We start from the raw sequence: 18,872 nt of genomic DNA on the forward strand, positions 1-18,872 counted from the left end.
CTAACCTAAGTCAATATCGGGAGGTCCCATGACGGTTCTGGTCGACGACCCGCTCATCTCGAGCATGGCGATCACACAGGCGCTGCCATTGCACGAATCGAGCCGCCGACTGCGTGAGCTCTATCCCGAATGTCCCCGGGTCTACGGCGTTGCGGTCATCGGTGATCTGTCGCGTCGGCGCTGGTGGCCGTTGACGCAGGCGATGACATCCGACCGGCTGCACTCGATGTTCAGACTCGCGGCCGAGGAGACCGAGAGTCGGGCCGCCGTGGCCCAGCAACTCGCCGCGACCTTGGCGCACGTGGTCGTCGGACGGGTGGTGCCGCTGCTCGTGCTCGAAGGTCGCGCCTGGGACACCGGCCTTGAGAACCTGTGGGTACACGTGGATTCCGAGGGGGCGATCGACTGGGTCGGCGTGGTTGATCCGACGCTGCGGGCCCTGCCCGACGATCCGTTCTTTGGTGGTCGTCCAAATGCGCGGCCGCACAACGCCATCCGCGATGGAATTGTCGCACTGCCTAACGAAGCGGCGTTGACGACGTGGATTGCACACCGTAGTCATCGCACGCTAGCGCCATTGTTCGCCAAGCTCGCCGAGGTCAGCGGTTCGGCGATCTCGATCGCCGCGATGTGGCATATCGTCGGCGCCGCGGTGGTGAGCGCGGCGACCCAGGTGCCGCTGCTGGCGGGTTCCAGCGAGCTGACGAGCATGCGTCGCGGCCAGGCCGTGCTCGACGCGCTGGTCGGATTCGGACTGCCCGTTCGGGGCACCACGAGAAACTCGACGGGAGCGATGGGGAAGGTCTTGCTTAATTAGGGCAGCCTTGCCTATGCTCTTGGCAGAACGAACTTGAACCACCGGACCGCACCGGAGTCCTGAGGGCTGCAGAGACTCCCGGTCCACACGAAGGAAGGGCCCCGCACTCTGTGCGGGGCCCTTCCGCATTTCCCGGGTCTCGACCGCAACCGACCGAACGCCACCGTGTAGACAAATCTGCGTGAGCACAGAAATCCCCACCGGCCTCGGCGCCGGGTTCGACTCGGAGATCGGCCTCGAATTCGTCGAGCTGACGCCCGACGGCGGCACGGCCCGTCTCGAGATCAACGACAAGCTGCTGCAGCCGTGGGGGATCGTGCACGGCGGTGTGTACTGCTCGGTCGTCGAGAGCCTCGCCAGCGTGTCGGGACAGATCTGGCTCAGCGAGAACGGCGGCGGCCACGTCGTCGGCGTCAACAACAACACTGATTTTCTGCGTGCCATCTCCGCGGGCACGGTGACGGCGGTGTCGGTGCCCATCCATCGGGGTCGGCGCCAGCAGCTGTGGCTGATCACCATCACCGACGACAACGAGCGAGTTGTGGCACGCGGTCAGGTGCGCCTGCAGAACCTCCCCTCCGAGTAACGGCCATGTTTCGTCGTGCTGCTCAGGTGTGTGCGACGTGGCAATATCCCCGACCATGCGATTAACGCCGCATGAACAGGACAGGTTGCTGCTGTCGTACGCCGCCGAGCTGGCACGCCGCCGGCAAGCGCGCGGGCTGAAACTCAATCACCCCGAGGCGGTCGCGGTGATCACCGATCACCTCCTCGAAGGGGCACGCGATGGCCGTACGGTCGTGGAGTTGATGGCCAGCGGGCGTGAGGTTCTCAGCCGCGACGACGTGATGACCGGCGTTCCGGAGATGCTCGACGACGTCCAGGTGGAGGCGACGTTCCCCGACGGAACGAAACTCGTCACCGTCCACCACCCGATCCCATGACGACCGACCACGCGTCGTGGGCGCCCGGCGAGATCGTCTACGCCCACGGCGACATCGAGATCAACGAGGGCGCGCCACGGGTCGAGATGGACATCCTCAACACCGGCGACCGCCCCGTTCAGGTCGGCAGTCACGTCCACTTACCCCAAAGCAACGCCGCCCTGCAGTTCGATCGTGCCGCTGCCCACGGGCACCGGCTCGACATTCCCGCGGGCACCGCGGTGCGGTTCGAACCTGGTGTTGCCCAGCGGGTCTCGTTGGTCCCGCTGGGCGGATCACGCGAGGTGTACGGATTGAGCCTGCAACCACCCGGCCGATTGGACATGCGATGAGCGCCATTTCCCGGGCCAGGTACACAGCGCTGTTCGGACCCACGACCGGTGACCGCATCCGGCTGGCGGACACAGATCTGTTCGTCGAGATCACCGAGGACCGCAGCGGCGGGCCGGGCCTGGCCGGCGACGAGGCGGTCTTCGGTGGCGGCAAGGTGTTGCGAGAGTCGATGGGGCAGGGTCGCGCCACCCGGGCCGACGGTGCCCCCGATACCGTGATCACCGGCGTGGTGATCATCGATCACTGGGGAGTCATCAAGGCCGACATCGGTATTCGTGACGGTCGGATCGCCGCGATCGGAAAGGCCGGCAATCCCGACATCATGGCCGGTGTGCATCCCGACCTGGTGGTCGGTCCGTCGACCGAAATCATCGCGGGCAACGGCCGAATCGTCACCGCGGGTGGCATCGATTGCCATGTGCACCTGATCTGTCCGCAGATCATGGACGAAGCCCTCGGCGGCGGCATCACCACCATCGTCGGCGGCGGTACCGGGCCCGCGGAGGGCAGCAAGGCCACCACCGTCACACCGGGCGCGTGGCACCTCGGCCGCATGCTGGAGGCGTTGGACTCCTGGCCGATGAACGTCGCGCTGCTCGGCAAGGGAAACACCGTCAGCGCCGAATCGATGTGGGAGCAATTGCGGGGCGGCGCTTCGGGTTTCAAGCTGCACGAAGACTGGGGGTCGACTCCTGCCGCAATCGACGCATGCCTGTCCGTCGCGGATGCGTCCGGCGTGCAGGTCGCGCTGCACTCGGACACCCTCAACGAGGCAGGCTTTGTCGAAGACACGATCGGTGCGATCAAAGGGCGGTCGATTCACGCCTACCACACCGAGGGCGCCGGGGGCGGGCACGCACCAGACATCATCCGCGTCGCCGCTGAACCGTACGTGCTGCCGAGTTCGACGAATCCCACACGGCCACACACCGTCAATACACTCGATGAGCATCTGGACATGTTGATGGTGTGCCACCACCTCAACCCCGCGGTGCCAGAGGATCTCGCGTTCGCCGAGAGCCGCATCCGACCGTCGACGATGGCAGCCGAGGATCTGCTGCACGACATCGGCGCAATTTCGATGATCGGCAGCGACTCTCAGGCGATGGGCCGCATTGGCGAGGTGGTGATCCGCACCTGGCAGACCGCTCACGTGATGAAGCGGCGCCGCGGCGCACTACCCGGAGACGGGGCGGCCGACAACAACCGCGCCCGCCGGTACGTCGCGAAGTACACGATCTGCCCGGCGATCGCGCACGGACTCGACCACGAGATCGGCTCGGTGGAAGTCGGCAAGCTCGCGGACCTCGTGCTCTGGGAGCCGGCATTCTTCGGCGTACGCCCGCATGCGGTGCTCAAGGGCGGCATGATCGCCTGGGCCGCAATGGGTGACGCGAACGCATCGATTCCCACGCCGCAGCCCGTGCTGCCACGACCCATGTTCGGCGCGGCGCCGACCGCCGCCTCGGCTACCTCGGTGCACTTTGTTTCCGCATACGCTGTCGACGACGGGCTGGCCGACCGGCTCGCCGTCAACCGCAGGCTCGTCGCGGTCAAGGATGTGCGCCGTGTCGGCAAAGCCGACATGCCGTTCAATGACGCGCTTCCCGAGATCGAGGTCGACCCCGACACCTTCACCGTGCGCATCGACGGCGATGTCTGGCAGGAGGATCCCGCTGTCGAGTTGCCCATGGCGCAGCGCTACTTCCTCTTCTAGCGGGTTGTTTTTATGACTAATCTGGCGACGCTGCTGACACTGTCGGACTCGCGGCTGCCCACCGGGGGTCATGTGCACTCCGGTGGTGTGGAGGAGGCCGTCACCGAGGGTCTGGTCCGCGACCTCGTGACGCTGCGTGCCTTCCTGATCCGGCGGGTTCGCACCACCGGTTTGGTGACCGCGTCGGTGGCCGCGGCTGTACACAGCGGCAGCCTGCCGGTCACGAGCGCGGATCACGAAATCGACGCGCGCACACCGTCACCCGCCGCGCGTCAGGCATCCCGCGCACAAGGACGTGGTTTGCTGCGGCTCGCGCGAAAGGTCTGGCCGGACCAACGCTGGGAATCACTTGGCGCCGCACCGCATCTCGCCACCGTCGCCGGCAGCGTCGGCGCCGCCAGTGGCCTTGAACCCGAACAAACGGCACTGACGATCGTGTACACGACGATGACGGGATCGGCGACGGCGGCGCAGCGGCTACTGGCGCTGGACCCCGGTGACGTCGCGGCGCTGACGTTTGAGTTGGCCACGTTGTGCGACCAGACCTCCGCAACGGCCTGCAAGGAGTTGGCCGATCTGTCCGATCCGCTGCTCGATGTGCTGGCTCAGAAGCACAGCCAACGCGAGCGACCCCTGTTCGCATCCTGAAAGAGAGTTCGCGCATGCCACCGCATTTCCTCGACGGCCAGCCACACGGTCACAACGACCGGCCCAAACGCCGACGCACACCGGGGGAGCCGCTGCGCATCGGCATCGGCGGCCCCGTCGGCTCGGGCAAGACGGCGCTGGTCGCTGCACTGTGCAGGCAACTGCGTGACGAACTGTCACTGGCAGTGCTCACCAACGACATCTACACCACCGAAGACGCCGACTTCCTGCGCCGCCACGCCGTTTTGCCCGACAGCCGCATCACTGCCGTGCAGACGGGCGGCTGCCCTCACACCGCGATCCGCGACGACATCACCGCGAACCTCGACGCGATCGACGATCTCATCGCGGGCAACGAGCGGCTCGACCTGATCCTGGTGGAATCCGGCGGCGACAACCTCACGGCCACCTTCTCCTCGGGGCTGGTCGATGTGCAGATCTTCGTCATCGACGTCGCCGGAGGAGACAAGGTGCCTCGCAAGGGCGGACCGGGCGTGACCTACTCGGATCTGTTGGTGGTCAACAAGACCGATCTCGCGCCGCTCGTCGGGGCCGACCTCGAGGTCATGCGCCGCGACGCCGCGGCCGTGCGCGGTGACCGCCCCGCGGTGCTGATCTCGCTGACCGAAGACCCCGGCGCGATGGCAGTGTTGACGTGGGTGCGTGAGCAGCTGAAGGTCCCGGTCTGATGCGATCCGATGTGCTCATCGTCGCGCATCGCGACCGCCGACCGCGCATCGAATGCAGCGGCGGTATCGCGGCGCGGGAAACCGAACCCGACACCGTGCACCTGGTTTCGGCGGCGGCCACCCCGCTCGGCGGCGATTTCATATGTGTGCGCGTTGTGGTGGAACCCGGCGCACGGCTGCGGGTGCGCACCGCCGCGGCGACGATGACATTGCCTGGGCCGACCACCCATGAGTCGCATGCGAACTGGGTTCTCGAGGTCGCCGGCGAGCTCGATCTCGATCCGCAACCGACCGTCGTCGCGGCTGCCTCACGGCACATCACGTCGACGCGTCTCGCCCTCGGCAGATCCGGCCGCGTCAAACTGCGCGAACGTATCCAGGTCGGGAGAACCGATGAGCGACAGGGTTTCTGGTCCGGATCGTTGCATGCCGACGTGGACGGGACGGCGTTACTGCGCCACCGCATCGAGTTGGGCCGCGGATCGGTGGCCGACGACGAGCTGGCCGCGCCGATGGCATGCATCAGCGAGCTGCGCTATCCGGATACGGAAGCCGACACCGCAGGGATGACGCTGGCGCTCGCGGGTGGTGGCTGCCTGTCGACGTGGCAGGGCGAGCGGCTCTAGACCGCGGCTCTCTCGTCCGGATCCTGCACCAACGCCGCGATTTCCTCGAGCTCCTCGATTCTGGTGCGGGCGTAGGCCTGCTGCTCGGTGATTGTCAGGTTGCCGCGCTTCTTCGACAGGAAGGTCACGGTCCACAACAGCAGCGTGGTGATCTTGCGCCGGAATCCGACCAGGTACACCAAGTGCAGCACAAGCCATGCCAGCCAGGCGATGAAGCCGCCGAACTCCACCGGTCCGATCTTCGCAACCGCGGAGAAGCGCGACACCGTGGCCATCGAACCCTTGTCGAAGTACTGGAAGGGTTCGCGCTCAGCGGGATTGGCGCCCTTGAGCTCGGCCTTGATCGCCTTGGCCGCGTACCTACCGCCCTGGATGGCGCCCTGCGCCATACCTGGGACGCCTTCGACGGCGGCCATGTCGCCGACCACGAACACATTCGGATAGCCGGGGACCGTCAGGTCAGGGAGCACTTTGAGCCGACCCGCACGGTCGACCTCGGCATCGGACTGCTCGGCGATGTCGCGCCCCAGCGGGCTGGCCGACACACCGGCCGACCAGACCTTGGTCGCACAATCGATTCGGCGGAACTTGCCGTCGGGGTCCTTGACGGTGATGCCATTGCGGTCGACATCGGTGACCATCGCGCCCAGCTGGATCTCGACGCCCATCTTCTCCAGGCGCGCCTTGGCCTTGTTGCCGAGCTTCTCGCCCATTGGGGGCAGCACTGCGGGTGCGGCGTCGAGCAGGATCACCCGGGCTGTCGTCGAATCAATGTGCCGGAAGGCACCTCTGAGCGTGTGATCGGCGAGTTCGGCGATCTGCCCGGCCATCTCGACGCCGGTCGGACCGGCACCGACGACGGTGAAGGTGAGCAGCTTCTCGCGGCGTGCGGGGTCGCTGGACCGCTCGGCTTGTTCGAACGCACCGAGGATGCGGGCACGCAGCTCCAGCGCGTCGTCGATCGACTTCATGCCCGGCGCCCATTCCGCGAAATGGTCGTTGCCGAAGTAGGACTGGCCGGCTCCGGCGGCGACGATCAGCGAGTCATAGGGCGTCACGTAGGTGTGCCCGAGCAACTCAGACCTGACGGTCTGGTTGGCCAGGTCGATGTGCGTCACGTTACCGAGCAGCACCTGCGCGTTCTTCTGATTGCGCAGGATCATCCGCGTCGGGGGCGCGATCTCGCCGGAGGAGATGATGCCCGTCGCCACCTGGTACAGCAGCGGCTGGAACAAGTGGTGTGTGGTCTTGGCGATCATCTTCACGTCGACATCGGCGCGCTTGAGCGCTTTGGCAGCGGTCAGTCCGCCGAACCCTGAACCGATGATGACTACCTTGTGCCTATCAGTTGCAGTGGCTCCGGGATGGCTCATTGGCGGGCTCCTCGACGGTGCTTCACGTGCTATTCCTACCCATTACGGTAGCCGCACGAACCTCCGATGACCGCAAGGTTTGGCTGTGTTATTTCCCACGTCAGCGGGTGGAATTACTAGCCGAGATAGGGCTTCAGAGCTTCACCGACCGCGGTGACGCCACCGGGGTGGTAGCCGTCGAGGCTCGTCACTGGGCTGAGGATCACGCCGGTGAGGCCCGCGTCGAACACCTTGGTCTTGACCTGTTCGGCGACCTGCTCGGCGCTGCCGAACACCGCCCGCTGCTTGAAGTCGTCGGGAATCAGGTCCTCAGTGACGCCGTCGCCGATGAGCGCAATGACCAACATGCTGGTTTCGAGGGTGGCCGGATCGCGACCGATCTCCTCGCAACGTTCCTTGACCACAGCCAGTTTGCGGGGCAACTCGTCGAATCCCGCGATGATGTTCAAGTGGTCGAAGTGCTTGGCCGCCAGCGGGATCGTCTTCTTCTCGCCGCTGCCGCCGATCATCAACGGGATGTGGTCGCGGAAGCGGGGTTCGGCCATGGCCTCGACGGTGCGGTAGTACTTACCGTTCACCGTCGGCCGTTCGCCTTCGAGCATCGGCAGGATGATCTCCAGCGCTTCGCCGAGCTTGTTGAAGCGGTCGGTGAAGGTGCCGAATTCGTAGCCGAGCGAGTCGTGCTCGAGTTCGAACCAACCGGTGCCGATACCGAGGATCGCCCGGCCCTGGCTGATGACGTCGAGCGTGGTGATCGCCTTGGCCAGCAGCGTCGGGTTGCGGTAACTGTTTCCGGTGACCAACGTGCCGAGTTGGACGCGCTCTGTCGCGGTGGCCAGTGCGCCGAGGGCGGTGTACGCCTCGAGCATCGGCTGGTCGGGGGTTCCGAGGCCGGGCAGTTGATAGAAGTGATCCATCACGAAGACGGAGTCGAACCCGGCAGCCTCGGCTTCCTGCGCCTGGGCGATGACGGTGGGGAAGAGTTCAGCGACGCCGGTTCCGTAGGAGAAGTTGGGGATCTGAAGTCCGAGTTTTATGGCCACGACTTCACGTAACCACAACTAACCGGAGCGGTCACCCCGCTTTAGCTTTCGGCGAACGAGGGAATATTCAGCCGAAATTTGTCAGCGCACCGTGGCTGACATGCAGCGTTTGACCGGTGATGTGCCGAGCGGCCGGCGTGGTCAGGAACAACGCGAGTCGGCTGATCTCGTCGGCCACCGGCGGTGGTGTGCGGGTCAGTCCGTCGTAGCCCGGTTCGGCATTTCGGCCCGACGCGACCGCGTTCACGGTGATGCCCCGAATGCCGAAGTGGACGGCTTGCCCCGCGGTCCAATCGGATACTGCGGCCTTGATGGCGGACTCCGCGCTGCCCTCGGCCGGATTCTCGGGTACGACGGTGATGATCGAACCGCCCGACCGCAGGTGATCACCCAGGATCTGCACGGTCAGCACAGCCGAGAGCACGGTGCAGTCGAGCGCATTTCGCCATGCCGTGGCTTGGTCGGCCAGAGAATATGTCCGCGGATCGCCGGCCTGCCAGCGTGGGGCGGGCACGTTGACGATGGTGTCAAGGTGGTGCGGAAGCTGATCCCGCGCCGCCTCGAGATTCGCCGCATCGGTGTTGTCGAACACGATGGCGTCGACTTCGAGTTCTTTCGCGGCGACGTCTAACTCATCGCGGCGTGCGCCGGCGATCACGACCTGGTGTCCCGCGTCGCGGAAGCTCTCCGCGATCGTGCGTCCAAGATCGGTGTCGCCTCCGGTGACAAGCACCTCCATGGCAAGGACCTCCTCTGTGTCCGGCACTGAAACGTTCGACGCTGAACCCCAGCCCGTGCACCAAATGTTACTGGACAGTAGCTATAGGAGGAAACGCGGCACGCGGACGCGGCACCACATCGCGGCCGAAGTGCCATAGGGTCGTGATCTGTGATGCCTTTCGTGGCGGTGACCAGCACGATTACCGTAGCTCGCGAGCCTTGAGCCCGTCGGCCGTGCTCCCTCGGTGGATCTACGTTCCCGCCGCACTGGGGGCGTTGTTCGTCGCGGTCCCGCTCATCGCGATCGCGGCGAAGGTCGACTGGCCGCGATTCTGGTCATTGATCACCAGCCCGGCCTCGTTGTCGGCACTCGAGCTGAGCCTGCGCACCGCGACTGCCAGCACCGTGTTGTGCCTGGTCCTCGGTGTGCCGATGGCCTTGGTACTCGCCCGCAGCGATTCCCGGGCGGTGCGGATGACGCGTCCGCTGATCCTGCTCCCGCTGGTGCTTCCACCGGTGGTCGGCGGCATCGCGCTGTTGTATGCGTACGGACGGCTCGGCCTGATCGGGCAGTACCTGGACGCGGCGGGGATCCAGATCGCCTTCACGACGACGGCCGTCGTGCTGGCGCAGACGTTCGTGTCGCTGCCGTTCCTCGTCATCTCGCTCGAGGGCGCTGCCCGCACCGCGGGTACCGACTACGAGGTGGTCGCCGCGACCCTGGGTGCCCGGCCCACCGCGGTGTGGTGGCGGGTGTCGCTGCCGCTGCTGGCCCCCGGCCTGGTGTCCGGCGCGGTGCTGGCGTTCGCTCGAGCGCTGGGCGAGTTCGGCGCCACCCTCACGTTCGCCGGTTCGCGCGAGGGTGTGACGCGAACTCTTCCGCTCGAGATCTACCTGCAGCGGGAGAGTGACGCGGACGCCGCGGTCGCGCTGTCGTTGCTCCTCGTCGTGGTCGCCGCCATCGTCGTCCTCGGCCTTGGTAGTCGACGCCTGCGGGCCGGTGGCGCTCATGCGTGGTGATCCGACGTGACGGACGTCAGTGTGCGCGCGGTTGTCGAAAACCGCGGTGTGGACATCGAATTCGCGGTTTCCGCGGGGGAGGTGCTCGCCGTACTCGGTCCGAACGGCGCGGGCAAATCAACGGCCCTGCATGTGATCGCGGGTTTGGTGCGGCCCGACGCGGGCGTCGTCCGTGTCGGCGATCGGGTGCTGACCGATACGGTCTCCGGCACGCATATCGCCACTCATGACCGCCAGGTTGGGCTGCTGCTGCAGGATGCGCTGCTGTTCCCGCATCTGAGCGTTGCCGCGAACGTGGCGTTCTCGCCGCGCAGCTCTCGTGCGCATGCGGCGCGCTGGCTGGACGAAGTCGGCGCCTCCGACCTCGCCGACCGCATGCCGCGACAGCTCTCTGGCGGACAGGCGCAGCGGATCGCGCTGGCTCGTGCACTCGCCGCCGAGCCGGATGTATTGCTCCTCGACGAGCCGCTGGCCGGCTTGGACGTCGGAGCCGCCGCCGCGATGCGAAAGCTGCTGAGCCGTGTTCTCGTGCGCGACGGCCGGTCGGCGGTGCTCATCACTCACGACCTGGTCGACGTGCTCACCCTCGCCGACCGGGTGGTTGTCATCGAAGAGGGGGTGATTGTCGAAAAGGGTTCCACCGCAGCGGTTTTAGCCGCACCTCGCAGCAGGTTCGGCGCGCGCCTCGCAGGCGTCAATCTCGTCGCAGGTACCGCGGGCCCGGAGGGGGTGCTGACGACGCGATGGGGAATCGCCTGGCACGGCGTCGCCGGGCCCGACAGTGAGGCTGGGCAGCCCGCGGTGGCATTGTTCTCGCCGGCCGCGGTCGCCGTGTACCGGGACCCCCCGCATGGCAGCCCTCGCAACACCGTGGCAGTGACCGTCGCCGAACTCGACAGCCGCGGACCCGCCATCCGCGTCCGCGCCGAGGAGCAGCCGGATGGCGCGCCGGGGCTGGCCGCCGACATCACCGCCGACTCGGCCGCCGAATTGCGGTTGACGCCAGGAGACTGTGTCTATTTCTCGGTGAAGGCGCAGGAGGTCACGCTTCTGCCGAGTCCGTAACGGCAGCCGTAACGGCAGGGCCCGCGTCCGCGAAATAACGACTGAATCACGTGTGAGAGCCGTCACCACCGCCGTGAGCGCAGCTGCGCCACGCATCGAGCCCTCGCGGCCTCAGCAATCTACTAAACGCTGCCTAACTGCAGATTCAATGCTTACAGCAATGTCACAATTTAGCACTTTTGGAGCAACTCGCACTTGCGTCACGGCGGTAACACGGTAGTTTCTTCCCCATGGATGAGCGAGACGCGTTACGCGAACCCCGCAAGGGCCTCTCAAAGTCGCTGATGATCGCGGCGCTGACCGGTGCCACCGCGGTGGCGCTCTCACTGCCTTCGATCGCACAGGCGCAGCCCGAGCCGACTCCGGCGCCGCCGCCACCGCCACCGACCGGCAATACGTTCTTGCAGGGGCCGCCTCCTCCGCCGGGAGCTCCGGCACCGCCGCCTCCTCCGCCGGGCGCTCCTGCGCCTCCGCCCGCGCCCCCGGGCGCTCCTGCGCCTCCGCCGCCGCCTGCGGACCCGAACGCGCCACCGCCGCCGGTGGATCCCAACGCACCGCCGCCCGCGCCGACTGCCGAACCGGGTCGCGTCGACAATGCCGCCGGTGGACTGAGCTTTGTGGTTCCTGCCGGATGGAAGGTGTCGGATTCCACCCAGCTGTCCTACGGCCAGGCCCTCTTGACGAAGATCGCGCCAGAAGGCGCGGAGCCGCCGAACGATACGAGCGTGCTGCTCGGCCGGCTCGACCTGAAGCTGTTCGCCGGCGCCGAGACCGACAACACCAAAGCGGCCCAGCGGCTGGCATCGGATATGGGCGAGTTCTTTATGCCCTTCCCCGGCACCCGCATGAACCAGAAGACGGTTCCGCTCGACGCCAACGGAATGCCGGGTGTCGCCTCCTACTACGAGGTGAAGTTCACCGACGCTAACAAGCCCACCGGACAGATCTGGGCCGGCGTGGTCGGCGAGCCGGTCGAACCGGGGACGCCGCGCGGTCAGCGCACGCCGCAGCGCTGGTTCGTGGTGTGGCTCGGGACCGAAACGAACCCGATTCCGCAGGAAGAGGCTGTGACACTGGCCAACTCGATCCGGCCGTACGCCGCGCCGGTCGCAGCTCCTCCGCCGCCGGCTGATCCGAACTCTCCGCCTCCGCCGCCGGCCGACCCGAATGCTCCGCCTCCGCCGCCGGCCGACCCGAACGCACCGCCCCCGCCACCGGCGCCTGCGGCCGTCGGAGTGCCTGTGCCGGTGGCCCCCGAGGCCGCGCCGGGGATGCTGCCGCCCGGCTGAGCAGAGCAACAACTGGCCGTAGCGCAGGCACCACGCGGTGTGCCTGCGCTTCGCGCCGACGAAGAGCGATTGACTTTCGCAGTGGTCAATTTTGGTGACTTGATTCGCCGGGCGTTCTACGATTGGAAGTACAGCTGAGGTCGGGGATCGGCAAGGAGCCTCCATGCTGAACTTGATTCGTCGTGTGACGGCCCGAGTGACAGTAGTTCTTGCGTCGCTCAGCTTTATCTCGCTCGTTTCGCCGGCGGTGGGAAGCGCAATCGAGTGCGGAATGGGAACCATTTTCGATCCGCCCTCGAACACCTGTATCGCCGCTCCACTTCCGCCGCCTCCGCCGCCGCCCCCGCCACCACCTCCGCCGCCACCGGCCTGGAACGGCGATCCGACGCCGTATTTCTCGGTCAGTGTCTGCGCGCCTATTCCCTTCGTGTCGATATGTGCCGGTATCTGAAAATCCGCAAAGCAGTCGAGGGCCAACCGAACTGCTGCGTTTGACGTTTGCCGATCTTGACCGCGGTGGCCGCCGAATCGTTACCGGGGTGCGGTATATCTCGAGTTGGCGCGGCGGCAGCGCTGAGCCACGGCCAGCGATAGGCAGGAGATCCTGATGGACATCATTGCGGCTACTGAATTCCTCGCAGAACGGTCGACAACACTCACCAGCGTCGGCTGGATCGGCTACATCATCATCGGAGCGCTCGCCGGTTGGATCGCCGGAAAGATCGTCAAGGGCAGCGGATCCGGCATTTTGATGAACATCGTCATCGGTGTCATCGGCGCCCTGATCGGCGGCTTCCTCCTGAGCTTCTGGTTCGATACCGCCGAGGGTGGTTGGTGGTTCACGTTCTTCACCGCGATCCTCGGATCGGTGATCCTGCTGTGGCTCGTCGGTCTGGTGCAGAAAAAGACCTAACGTCACCATGGGGTGATGGGCACCCCCACGATGCAGGCATGGCGGGTCCAGCGGCCCGGCCCTATGAGCAGTCGTCCGCTGGAGCGCGTCAATGCCGACGTGCCGAGGCCCGCGCCCGGCGAGCTCCTGGTCGCAGTACGGGCATGCGGCGTGTGCCGCACCGATCTTCACGTCGCCGAGGGCGATCTGCCGGTGCACCGTCGCGGCGTGATCCCGGGTCACGAGGTCGTCGCGGAAGTCATCGAGGTAGGCCCGGGAGACACTGCGGGCGCTGAGTTCGCGGTCGGCGATCGGGTCGGAATCGCGTGGCTGCGGCACACGTGTGGCCAATGCAAGTTCTGTGCGAGAGGCAACGAAAACCTATGCCCGGAATCCCGCTATACCGGATGGGACTCCGACGGGGGATATGCCGAATTCGCTACTGTCCCAGCTGCTTACGCACATCCGCTCCCTTACCGATACTCCGATGCTGAACTGGCGCCACTGCTGTGCGCCGGCATCATCGGCTATCGCGCACTGGTGCGCGCCGAACTGCCCGCCGGTGGGCGGTTGGGTATCTATGGGTTCGGCGGAAGCGCACACCTGACGGCGCAGGTGGCACTTGCGCAGGGCGCCGAGGTGCATGTGATGACGCGCGGCGACAAGGCGAAGGAACTGGCGCTGGCACTAGGCGCGGCGTCCGTACAGGGAGCCGCCGACCGTCCGCCGGTGTCGCTGGACTCCGCGATTCTCTTTGCGCCGGTAGGCGATTTGGTGTTGCCGGCACTCGAGGCGCTCGATCGCGGCGGCACGTTGGCCGTCGCAGGCATTCACCTGTCCGGCATTCCGGCGATGGACTATCAGCGCCACCTGTTCCAGGAACGTCAGCTGCGGTCCGTGGCATCCAACACACGCGCCGACGCCCGCGAATTTCTTGAGTTCGCAGGCCGTCATCACCTCGAGGTGACGGCTCCGCGATATCCGCTCGGCTGCGCCGACGAGGCGCTCACCGACCTCGGCGCGGGCCGTATCTCCGGCGCGGCTGTCCTGATGGTCTAGAGCGCGGCGAGTGCCGCGCCGAGACGGCCGCGCAGATCGCCGCGCCCGTACCGGTACAGCGGTCCCGTCCCGTCGCTCAAGATCTGCCGGAGCCGCGCCATTCCGCGTGCGTTCACCGGCCGTGGCGAGTGCAGCCGCAATGCGACGGCGTCGATGACGTCCGTGGCGGCGGTGATGTTGGGGACGTGCAGCGGCAGCCGCGACGACAGCAGGACGCCGCGCCCGCGGGCATCGGAGACCGCCATGCGTAGCGACTTGGCGACGGCCTGTCGCTCCGCCGTCGACGTCAGACGTTCCTCATGGGCGGCCTGCGCGCTGCCCGCCGCGGCGGGCACGCCGACGGCGATCAGTCGATCGAGCTTGCCGGCACGCAAACGCGCGGTCATCCGGGCCGCCAGCGAAGGTCGGGGCATCGCCGCGGGCCAGCGGGTTTCGCGCGTGGTGGGAATAGTGGAAAGGACGTTGGCTGGAATTTTGTTGTCAGCCATGGATATCTACCTCTTTGCCTGTTCGGCCCTTGTGTTGTCGTGACTGCCTATGACGCTACAGCGGTCATGCATGACCAGTCAAGTTGATATACCGGTCATGCGGGCCTACAGTTGAATCGTGGTTGCCGAAGCGACACGGTGGCTCGCCGACGAGGAGTCCAAGCCCGCGCCTGGACCGCTGCTTCGTGTCCAAGCGCTGGTCAACACCGTCGAGCTGCCCACCGGGCCGGACCGGCTCGCCGATCCCGCCGATGCCCGGCCCTGGCTGATCGACAACGATTTGATGGCGCCGGACGCCAACCTTCATGACGCCGACCTCGAGCTGCTGCGCGACGTCCGCGAGGCGTTGCGCGCGCTGTTGATGGGCAACGCCGGCGGGCCTTCGCCGACCGAGGAGGCGATGGCGCCGCTTCGCGCGGTGGCCGCCGGTGGCGCGGCACGCGCCGAGTTCGACGCCGACGGGGCGGTGCAGCTGGCTGCAGCCGGCAACTCGGTGAGCGAGCGCCTCGTCGACCTGGTGTTGGTCATTCGCGACGCACAACTCGATGGCAGTTGGGCGCGCCTCAAGGTCTGTGCGAACGACGAATGCCGCTGGGCGTTTTACGACAGATCCCGCAACCACGGCGGAACCTGGTGCGAGATGTCCGCGTGCGGCAACAGGCTCAAGAACCGCGAGTTCCGGGCGCGCCGGCGGAAGGCGAGTGGCTGACCGGCGGGACGGCAGTCAGGTCGACAGATGCCACACCAGGGCCGCAGCCAGCGCGCCCAAACCGTTGAGCGACCAGTGCAAGGCGATCGGCGCGATGAGGCTGCCGCTGCGCCTCCGCAGCCAGGTGAACACAAACCCCGCGAATGCCGTCGCCGCGACCGCGAGGACGACGCCCGCGACGGTGCCGAGCAGGCCGCCACCGAAGATGCGGGTGAAGCCGACGTTGCTGGCGGTCAGACCCAACGAGGTCGCGATGTGCCACAGGCCGAACAGCAGTGAGCCCGCGGCGGCCACTCCGCGCCAGCCCCACGCACGGTCCAGTGCGCCGTGCAGGACGCCGCGGAACGCGAGCTCCTCGGGGATCACGGTTTGCAGCGGAATGATGATCATCGACGCGATCAAGGCGCCCGAGATCGTCGCGTAGTTGTTGTTCATGAACATCGGGCGCGTCCACGGCAGCAGCGCACCGATCGCGATCACCGAGAGCACCAACCCGACCGCGGCCAGGGCGTAGCCCGCACCTGAGCGCCAGTGCTCCCTGCCCAGACCCAGCTCGGTCCAACCCAAACCGCGCGATCGCACCAGGAGCAGCAGGCCGACGGCGGCCGCCGGCACCGTCGCGATGCTGGCCCACGGAGTGGTGAAGTGCGCGATCAGGTTCGTGAGTGCGAGCACCACCACGACGACGGCGATGTCCGCGTAGATGCGGAAGTGATGAAGTGCGGACAATTGCTCGATCAGCGGGTGCGGTTGCTCGGCTACCACGGCGTGATCGGACACGAGGGGCGATTCTACCGGTGATCACTGAGCGTCTCCTGAGACAGCAAAGATCGCCGTCGGTAGCCGGACGGTGAACATGTGCCATCCGTCGGGCACGGTGGGAATTGCGCGGGTTTGATGGGTATCGAGAGACCAACCCAGAGCGCGACGCGACAGGAGGATCCCGCGATGACTACGCTGGCGCACAATTGGCATTCCGCCGAACTGCACTCGCTGGGCGACGAGACGCTCGCCCAGATCGACGGGTGGTGGCGGGCCGCCAACTACCTCTCGGTAGGGCAGATCTATCTGCTGGCCAATCCGCTGCTGAGAACACCGCTGTCGCGGGAAGACGTCAAACCTCGTCTACTCGGTCACTGGGGGACCACGCCGGGCCTGAACTTCTTGTACGCACATCTGAATCGGGTCATCAAAGAGCGCGAGCAGTCGACCGTGTACGTCACCGGACCTGGCCACGGCGGTCCGGGACTGGTCGCCAACGCCTACCTGGACGGGACTTACTCGGAGGTGTACTCCGACATCACCCAGGACAGCGAGGGTATTCGGCGGCTGTTCCGCCAGTTCTCCTTCCCTGGCGGCATCCCTTCGCACGTCGCTCCCGAAACACCGGGCTCGATCCACGAGGGTGGTGAGCTGGGTTATGCGCTTTCGCATGCCTACGGTGCGGTGTTCGACAACCCGGACCTGTTGGTCGCGGCGGTCATCGGCGACGGCGAGGCGGAGACCGGCGCTCTCGCGACGAGTTGGCATTCCAACAAATTCGTCAACCCCGCTAAAGATGGTGTGGTGCTGCCGATCCTGCACCTCAATGGCTACAAGATCGCGAACCCGACGGTGCTGGACCGCATTCCGCAAGACGAACTCCGCAGCCTGATGGTCGGCTACGGCCACAACCCGTACTTCTTCGAGGCGACCGAGGACGACGACATCGCCGAGACGCACCAGCGGTTCGCATCGTTGCTCGACGAGGTGCTCAACGAGATCTCGGAAATCAAGGCCAGAGCCGCCGAGCGTGACGAGCGGCGGCCGACGTGGCCGATGATCGTCTTCCGCACCCCGAAGGGATGGACGGGTCCGGATTACATCGACGGAAAGAAGACCACGGGATCCTGGCGTGCACATCAGGTTCCGTTGGCCAGCGCCCGCGATACCCCCGAGCATCTGAAGGTGCTCGCCGACTGGTTGGGCTCCTACCGGCCCGAGGAACTGTTCGACGAGGACGGCAAGCTCAACCCCACCATCGCCGAACTCGCACCGGCGGGGGCGCTGCGGATGAGTGACAACCCGCATGCCAACGGCGGAATGTTGTTGAAAGATCTGCGACTTCCCGACTTCCGGAAGTTCGGCGTTAACGTCCCCGCTCCCGGTGCGACGGTCGCCGAGGCGACCAAGGTGCTCGGCGAGTGGCTGACTGAAGTGATTCGGCGCAACCCCGACAACTTCCGGATCTTCGGTCCCGACGAAACCGCGTCGAACCGCCTGCAACCGGTGTTCGATGCAACCGCCAAACAGTGGAACGCCGAATTCGTCGCGCCAGAGGTGGACGAGCACCTCGCTCGGGCCGGACGCGTCGTCGAGATGTTGTCCGAGCACCAGTGCCAGGGCTGGCTCGAGGGATATCTGCTGACGGGCAGGCACGGTCTGTTCAACTGCTACGAGGCGTTCATCCACATCGTCGACTCGATGGTCAACCAGCACGCGAAATGGCTCAAGGTCACTAATCACATACCGTGGCGCAGGCCCATCGCCAGCCTGAATTACCTCCTCTCAAGCCATGTTTGGCGCCAGGACCACAACGGCTTCAGCCATCAGGATCCGGGCTTCATCGATCATGTGGTCAACAAGAAGGCCGAAATCGTCAGGGTGTACCTGCCGCCGGACGCGAACACCCTGCTGTCCACCTACGACCACTGCCTGCGCTCGCGCCAATACGTGAATGTGGTGGTCGCGGGCAAGCAGCCGCATCCGAACTTCCTCACGATGGACGAGGCGATCGCACACTGCACCAGGGGGCTGGGTATCTGGGAGTGGGCGGGCAGCGAGGAGCTCGGCACCGACCCCGACGTCGTCGTCGCGACCGCAGGGGACGTGCCGACGCTCGAAGGTCTCGCGGCGGTGGACCTGCTGCGGCAGCACCTACCCGAGCTGAAGGTGCGCTTCGTCAACATCGTCGACCTGATGCGTCTGCAGGACGAAACCGAACATCCGCACGGGTTGTCGAACCGCGAATTCGACGGGATCTTCACTCACGACAAGCCGGTGATCTTCGCCTATCACGGTTACCCGTGGCTGATCCACCGGCTCATCTACCGCCGCGACGGTGCCAACAACGTGCATGTGCGTGGGTACAAAGAAGAGGGAACAACGACCACGCCGTTCGACATGGTCATGCTCAACGACCTCGACCGGTTCCACCTGGTGATCGATGTGATCGACCGCGTGCCGTCCCTGGGCTCGCGATGCGCCACGCTGCGCCAGCGCATGGTCGATATGAGGATCACCGCCCGTCAATACACCCGTGAGCACGGCGACGACCTTCCCGAGGTGCGCGATTGGGTGTGGCCTGACGCGCGCGATTTGGCCGGACAGACGAGTATCGCCGCGACCGCCGCGACCGGAGGCGACAACGAGTAGTCGCGCATGCACGCACTACCCTGTCG

At 66.2% G+C, this 18,872-nt stretch carries 21 protein-coding genes; 16 read left to right on the forward strand and 5 right to left on the reverse strand.

Annotation, left to right across the window (positions count from 1 at the left end; genetic code table 11):
* Positions 1-28: 28 nt before the first annotated feature.
* The 8 genes from ACIA48_RS11955 (at position 29) to ACIA48_RS11990 (ending at position 5,774) form a co-directional block, all read left to right on the forward strand.
* Positions 29-817: an iron reductase gene (locus ACIA48_RS11955; protein WP_396731073.1), complete on the forward strand. Its 789-nt coding sequence runs from the start codon at positions 29-31 to the stop codon at positions 815-817.
* 181 nt (positions 818-998) lie between these two features.
* Positions 999-1,403, forward strand: a complete 405-nt coding sequence (locus ACIA48_RS11960) for a PaaI family thioesterase (RefSeq protein ID WP_396731074.1) — start codon at positions 999-1,001, stop codon at positions 1,401-1,403.
* A gap of 55 nt (positions 1,404-1,458) precedes the next feature.
* Positions 1,459-1,761 carry an urease subunit gamma gene (locus tag ACIA48_RS11965; RefSeq protein WP_396731076.1) on the forward strand — a complete coding sequence of 101 codons (303 nt, stop codon included), beginning with the start codon at positions 1,459-1,461 and terminating at the stop codon, positions 1,759-1,761.
* Complete coding sequence (locus tag ACIA48_RS11970) at positions 1,758-2,093, forward strand: urease subunit beta (RefSeq protein ID WP_396731079.1); 336 nt, start codon at positions 1,758-1,760, stop codon at positions 2,091-2,093. The genes ACIA48_RS11965 and ACIA48_RS11970 overlap by 4 nt, the downstream gene beginning before the upstream one ends.
* Positions 2,090-3,811, forward strand: a complete 1,722-nt coding sequence (locus tag ACIA48_RS11975) for an urease subunit alpha (protein ID WP_396731082.1) — start codon at positions 2,090-2,092, stop codon at positions 3,809-3,811. Before ACIA48_RS11970 ends, ACIA48_RS11975 begins: the two co-directional genes overlap by 4 nt.
* A gap of 12 nt (positions 3,812-3,823) precedes the next feature.
* Positions 3,824-4,459, forward strand: a complete 636-nt coding sequence (locus tag ACIA48_RS11980; protein WP_396731085.1) for an urease accessory protein UreF — start codon at positions 3,824-3,826, stop codon at positions 4,457-4,459.
* 14 nt (positions 4,460-4,473) lie between these two features.
* Positions 4,474-5,148, forward strand: a complete 675-nt coding sequence (gene ureG / locus ACIA48_RS11985) for an urease accessory protein UreG (RefSeq protein ID WP_396731087.1) — start codon at positions 4,474-4,476, stop codon at positions 5,146-5,148.
* The gene (locus tag ACIA48_RS11990) at positions 5,148-5,774 is read left to right on the forward strand and encodes an urease accessory protein UreD (RefSeq protein WP_396731090.1); all 627 of its coding nucleotides are present in this window, start codon (positions 5,148-5,150) and stop codon (positions 5,772-5,774) included. The genes ureG and ACIA48_RS11990 overlap by 1 nt, the downstream gene beginning before the upstream one ends.
* Here the strand turns inward: ACIA48_RS11990 and ACIA48_RS11995 are convergent.
* The 3 genes from ACIA48_RS11995 to ACIA48_RS12005 form a co-directional block, all read right to left on the reverse strand.
* Complete coding sequence (locus ACIA48_RS11995) at positions 5,771-7,147, reverse strand: NAD(P)/FAD-dependent oxidoreductase (protein ID WP_396731092.1); 1,377 nt, start codon at positions 7,145-7,147, stop codon at positions 5,771-5,773. The genes ACIA48_RS11990 and ACIA48_RS11995 overlap by 4 nt on opposite strands.
* A 116-nt stretch (positions 7,148-7,263) precedes the next feature.
* Positions 7,264-8,190 (reverse strand): LLM class F420-dependent oxidoreductase, encoded by a 927-nt coding sequence (locus ACIA48_RS12000; protein WP_396731095.1) that lies wholly within the window; start codon positions 8,188-8,190, stop codon positions 7,264-7,266.
* Between the two features lie 67 nt (positions 8,191-8,257).
* Complete coding sequence (locus ACIA48_RS12005) at positions 8,258-8,929, reverse strand: SDR family oxidoreductase (RefSeq protein ID WP_396731097.1); 672 nt, start codon at positions 8,927-8,929, stop codon at positions 8,258-8,260.
* A gap of 200 nt (positions 8,930-9,129) precedes the next feature.
* On the opposite strand from ACIA48_RS12005, the gene ACIA48_RS12010 reads away from it, so the two are divergent.
* From ACIA48_RS12010 to ACIA48_RS12035, 6 genes are all read left to right on the forward strand, one after another.
* Positions 9,130-9,930 carry an ABC transporter permease gene (locus ACIA48_RS12010; protein ID WP_396731099.1) on the forward strand — a complete coding sequence of 267 codons (801 nt, stop codon included), beginning with the start codon at positions 9,130-9,132 and terminating at the stop codon, positions 9,928-9,930.
* 6 nt (positions 9,931-9,936) lie between these two features.
* Positions 9,937-10,995 (forward strand): sulfate/molybdate ABC transporter ATP-binding protein, encoded by a 1,059-nt coding sequence (locus ACIA48_RS12015; RefSeq protein ID WP_396731101.1) that lies wholly within the window; start codon positions 9,937-9,939, stop codon positions 10,993-10,995.
* 230 nt (positions 10,996-11,225) lie between these two features.
* Entirely contained in the window at positions 11,226-12,284 is a 1,059-nt protein-coding gene (locus ACIA48_RS12020; protein WP_396731104.1) for an alanine and proline-rich secreted protein Apa, read from the forward strand.
* Positions 12,285-12,555: 271 nt separating this feature from the next.
* Complete coding sequence (locus tag ACIA48_RS12025) at positions 12,556-12,735, forward strand: hypothetical protein (protein ID WP_396731107.1); 180 nt, start codon at positions 12,556-12,558, stop codon at positions 12,733-12,735.
* Positions 12,736-12,891: 156 nt separating this feature from the next.
* A complete protein-coding gene (locus ACIA48_RS12030) occupies positions 12,892-13,197 on the forward strand; it encodes a GlsB/YeaQ/YmgE family stress response membrane protein (RefSeq protein WP_396731110.1) in 306 nt (101 codons plus the stop codon).
* Positions 13,198-13,212: 15 nt separating this feature from the next.
* Positions 13,213-14,235 (forward strand): zinc-binding alcohol dehydrogenase family protein, encoded by a 1,023-nt coding sequence (locus tag ACIA48_RS12035; protein ID WP_396731112.1) that lies wholly within the window; start codon positions 13,213-13,215, stop codon positions 14,233-14,235.
* Here the strand turns inward: ACIA48_RS12035 and ACIA48_RS12040 are convergent.
* Complete coding sequence (locus ACIA48_RS12040; protein ID WP_396731115.1) at positions 14,232-14,723, reverse strand: hypothetical protein; 492 nt, start codon at positions 14,721-14,723, stop codon at positions 14,232-14,234. The genes ACIA48_RS12035 and ACIA48_RS12040 overlap by 4 nt on opposite strands.
* A 118-nt stretch (positions 14,724-14,841) precedes the next feature.
* Between ACIA48_RS12040 and ACIA48_RS12045 the strand changes: the two genes are divergently transcribed.
* A complete protein-coding gene (locus ACIA48_RS12045) occupies positions 14,842-15,432 on the forward strand; it encodes a CGNR zinc finger domain-containing protein (protein ID WP_396731118.1) in 591 nt (196 codons plus the stop codon).
* Between the two features lie 15 nt (positions 15,433-15,447).
* On the opposite strand, the gene ACIA48_RS12050 is transcribed toward ACIA48_RS12045, so the two are convergent.
* Positions 15,448-16,212, reverse strand: coding sequence for a lysostaphin resistance A-like protein (locus ACIA48_RS12050; protein ID WP_396731121.1), 765 nt, complete (start codon positions 16,210-16,212; stop codon positions 15,448-15,450).
* 168 nt (positions 16,213-16,380) lie between these two features.
* On the opposite strand from ACIA48_RS12050, the gene ACIA48_RS12055 reads away from it, so the two are divergent.
* On the forward strand, positions 16,381-18,846 hold the full coding sequence (locus ACIA48_RS12055) for a phosphoketolase (RefSeq protein WP_396731124.1): 2,466 nt from the start codon (positions 16,381-16,383) through the stop codon (positions 18,844-18,846).
* Positions 18,847-18,872: the final 26 nt, after the last annotated feature.

It is taken from the genome of Mycobacterium sp. NPDC051804 (genome assembly GCF_044452905.1).
Classification (GTDB): Bacteria; Actinomycetota; Actinomycetes; order Mycobacteriales; family Mycobacteriaceae; genus Mycobacterium.

Excerpts from the sequence above, each read along its gene's own strand:
- ACIA48_RS12025 (WP_396731107.1), top strand. The coding sequence starts at position 12,556 with ATGGGAACCATTTTCGATCCGCCCTCGAACACCTGTATCGCCGCTCCA.
- ACIA48_RS12005 (WP_396731097.1), bottom strand. The coding sequence starts at position 8,929 with ATGGAGGTGCTTGTCACCGGAGGCGACACCGATCTTGGACGCACGATC.
- ureG (WP_396731087.1), top strand. The coding sequence starts at position 4,474 with ATGCCACCGCATTTCCTCGACGGCCAGCCACACGGTCACAACGACCGG.
- ACIA48_RS11995 (WP_396731092.1), bottom strand. The coding sequence starts at position 7,147 with ATGAGCCATCCCGGAGCCACTGCAACTGATAGGCACAAGGTAGTCATC.
- ACIA48_RS11990 (WP_396731090.1), top strand. The coding sequence starts at position 5,148 with ATGCGATCCGATGTGCTCATCGTCGCGCATCGCGACCGCCGACCGCGC.
- ACIA48_RS12020 (WP_396731104.1), top strand. The coding sequence starts at position 11,226 with ATGGATGAGCGAGACGCGTTACGCGAACCCCGCAAGGGCCTCTCAAAG.
- ACIA48_RS12030 (WP_396731110.1), top strand. The coding sequence starts at position 12,892 with ATGGACATCATTGCGGCTACTGAATTCCTCGCAGAACGGTCGACAACA.
- ACIA48_RS11965 (WP_396731076.1), top strand. The coding sequence starts at position 1,459 with ATGCGATTAACGCCGCATGAACAGGACAGGTTGCTGCTGTCGTACGCC.
- ACIA48_RS11975 (WP_396731082.1), top strand. The coding sequence starts at position 2,090 with ATGAGCGCCATTTCCCGGGCCAGGTACACAGCGCTGTTCGGACCCACG.
- ACIA48_RS11970 (WP_396731079.1), top strand. The coding sequence starts at position 1,758 with ATGACGACCGACCACGCGTCGTGGGCGCCCGGCGAGATCGTCTACGCC.
- ACIA48_RS11955 (WP_396731073.1), top strand. The coding sequence starts at position 29 with ATGACGGTTCTGGTCGACGACCCGCTCATCTCGAGCATGGCGATCACA.
- ACIA48_RS11980 (WP_396731085.1), top strand. The coding sequence starts at position 3,824 with ATGACTAATCTGGCGACGCTGCTGACACTGTCGGACTCGCGGCTGCCC.
- ACIA48_RS12040 (WP_396731115.1), bottom strand. The coding sequence starts at position 14,723 with ATGGCTGACAACAAAATTCCAGCCAACGTCCTTTCCACTATTCCCACC.
- ACIA48_RS12055 (WP_396731124.1), top strand. The coding sequence starts at position 16,381 with ATGACTACGCTGGCGCACAATTGGCATTCCGCCGAACTGCACTCGCTG.
- ACIA48_RS12035 (WP_396731112.1), top strand. The coding sequence starts at position 13,213 with ATGGGCACCCCCACGATGCAGGCATGGCGGGTCCAGCGGCCCGGCCCT.